Genomic DNA, 203 nt, shown 5'->3' on the forward strand with positions numbered 1-203 from the left:
GCCTCCAATTGGCGGTATCGGCGGACGAGCGCGGCGATCTCAAACCGGGCCATCGCTGTCCCTTCCGTCACCCCAATCGAGTCCTTCGCGGTGTTGATCAACGCCTGAATTTTGGCCTTCTGCGGGCATTTCATCCCTTCGCTTTGCCGGTACACCTCAAGAAGCTCCTCCACCGTCCGGCCGGCCATATCAGCCGGAAGCGG

At 61.6% G+C, this 203-nt stretch carries 1 pseudogene; it reads right to left on the reverse strand.

From position 1 onward, the window contains the following. Positions 1-203: pseudogene (locus VU18_RS08150) on the reverse strand (IS110 family transposase); the annotation flags it as partial.

Origin of the sequence: Geobacillus sp. ZGt-1, assembly GCF_001026865.1 — a bacterium.
GTDB classification, from domain to species: domain Bacteria; phylum Bacillota; class Bacilli; order Bacillales; family Anoxybacillaceae; genus Geobacillus; species Geobacillus thermoleovorans.